Below are 2743 nucleotides of genomic sequence, written 5' to 3'. Positions count from 1 at the left end.
GGCCTCTATGCGGTTGATCCGCTGGCCGCCAATGGCCAGGGCGCGCAGATCCTGCTCAACCAGGTAGGCAATGTCATTACCGGCAGCGCCAACGGGGTGAGCTACTTCACCCTCACCATTGATCCGGCCACCGGTGCCGTGACCCTGAACCTGCTGGACAATGTCTGGCACGGCAATACCGGCAACCATGATGACAGCGTCAGCCTGACCCTGAACAGCGGCGTGCTGACCCTGGTGCAGACCGTTACCGATGCCGATGGCGACAACGCCAAGGCCAGCATCGATCTGGGGACCGGCGGCGTGTTCCGCTTCGAGGATGATGGCCCTGTGCAGTCTGGCAACGGGCAAGGCCCCACTGTGCATGGCTCGGTACAGGAGGATGCTCTGACCCTGGCGGGCGGCGCACCTCACGAAGGTAATCATGAAAATGCCGGTCAGACCACCACGGCCAGCGATACCTCGGGCAGCCTGAACACCCTGGTGGCGTTTGGTGCAGATGGCCCCGGGACATTCAGTCTGTCCAACAACGTCAGCTCGCTGGTCTCACAAGGGTTGAGCAGCGGTGGCGTGGCGCTGAGTTACAACGTGGTGGGCAATGTGCTGACTGCCAGCGCGGGTGGCACAGTGATCTTTACCCTGACGGTGGCTGCCGATGGTGACTATTCCTTCACCCTGAAGGGGCCGCTGGATCATCCCATCAAGGAAGGGTTGCCGAATGGCGACAATGAGTTGCTGCCGGTACCGATCGACTTCTCTGGTGTTCTGGTCGCCACCGATGGGGATGGCGACAAGGTTGCAGGCTTCACCAAAGGGTCATTCGTCATCGATGTGCAAGATGACATTCCGGTGGCGCAAGATGACTACGCTACCGTCCTTGCCGGCCAGTCTCAGAACATCAACATGGTATTCGTGCTCGACTTCAGCGGCAGTATCGATAATAACGAACTGAATACCATGCTGGATGCAGTACGTACCGCAGGGCAGGCGCTGTTCAATACCTCTGGCGGCCAGGTCAAGATCCAGATAGTGGCATTTTCCGGCGACTCCATTGCGTATTTGCCGACCGACAATGTTACCGCGTTCACTAATCTGGTTAACTCCTTGAACCCACAAGAGCCGGGCGGTATACGTCCATTCAATGGCAGCACCGATTTCACCGATGCCATTGAGCAGACCATGATCTCTTACACGCCGCTCCCGGGTTGGAACAACCAAGTGGTCTTCATCAGCGATGGTGACCCCAATGAACAAACCGGCCCAGGTGGCGCTTCACTCACCAACACGGTGGCAGCCAACTGGAACAATTTCGTCGATACCAAGCTGGTCAATGTTACTACCATTGGCATTGGCAATGGGATCAATGATGTCCGCCTGGAAGAAGTCGACCTGGATGCCGGCCCGAACAACATGCCGCTGCGGGTAAATAACTTCAGTGACCTGGTCAACACCCTGCTCAATCAGGTGATAGGCGGCCTGGTGCAAGGCAATGTGCTCAGCGGCTCTAACAATGTCGTGGGTGGTGGGGATGACGATGCCTATGGTGCAGATGGTCCGGGCTATATCCAGTCCATCAAGATTGGCGCGACCACCTACAGCTGGGACGGAGTGCTCGATGGCGATCAGCAATTGACGGCCGTCACCACCCCAGCGGGTGGCAAGCTGAGCTTCAACTTCTCCACTGGGGCTTGGAGTTATCAGGCTCCCGCCAATGTGAATGGGGATCTCACCGAGGACTTCCAATACACCCTCATCGACAAGGATGGCGACCCGGCCACGGCCACCCTGCATCTGTATGTCGAAGATGTGGGCTCGGTGCAGGCTTATGTCGATGAGGATGAGTTGCCAAGTGGGATCACCGACAGTGACAGCGTCACCAATAGCGTCAGTGGCACCGTTGCCCCCTTGATTGTCGGCCCGGACAATTCCGCGACCATCAGCCTCAACACTAATACCAGTGGTGTAACCCCGGCCAGTTCGGGTGGCGTGGCGCTGGTCTATACGGTAGTGGGTGATACCCTGACTGCCACGGCCAATGGGGCGACTGTGTTCACACTTCAGGTAGGTTCAAATGGCAGCTATCAGTTCAACCTGGTCAAGTCGCTGGATCATCTGCTGGGTAATGGCGATGACAACGAACTGCTGACCCTAGATTTCACCAGCATCCTGAAGGCCACAGGCGGCACTGGCACCTTGGCCGGCAGCTTCCTCATTCATGTGGAAGATGATGTGCCCAAGGCGAACGATGAAAACGGCGGCACCGTCACCGAAGACCTGGCAGGGAGCCTTGGCGGCAACGTGCTGAGCAATGACGCCTCCGGTGCCGATACGCCGGCTGCGTTCGTGGGCTGGAGTGCCACCGGGCACAACAACAGTGCCTCGGTCACGGCCCTGAGCACCTACGGTACCTTCGTCCAGAACGGTGACGGGAGCTGGACGTACGTGCTGGACAACAGCCGCCCGGCGACCCAGGCGCTGACGGCGGCGTTCAACCAGAGCTACGACGTCTGGTACACCATGAAGGACGCAGACGGGGACGAGAGCATCGCCAAGCTGACCATCACGGTCAAGGGGGCGAACGACAGCTCGACGGTGGTGACGGCGGCAGCGACCGGTCCGGACCACCTGGTGTACGAGTCGGGCATCAATCCGAACGGCTCCAATGCGGCGGCCACCACCGAAACGGTGACAGGCAGCTTCACGGTGTCGGCCTCGGACGGCATCCTGAACGTGGTGATAGGGGGCA

At 59.1% G+C, this 2743-nt stretch carries 1 protein-coding gene; it reads left to right on the top strand.

What is annotated here, in order from left to right:
- The coding region (locus HB860_RS21935) for a DUF5801 repeats-in-toxin domain-containing protein (RefSeq protein ID WP_247627952.1) at window positions 1-2743 on the top strand (2743 nt) is incomplete at both ends.

It is taken from the genome of Aeromonas genomosp. paramedia, assembly GCF_023093515.1.
In the GTDB taxonomy this organism is placed as follows: Bacteria; Pseudomonadota; Gammaproteobacteria; order Enterobacterales; family Aeromonadaceae; genus Aeromonas.
The sequence above is the reverse complement of the archived record's forward strand: the minus strand, read 5'-3'. Positions and strand labels throughout refer to the sequence as shown.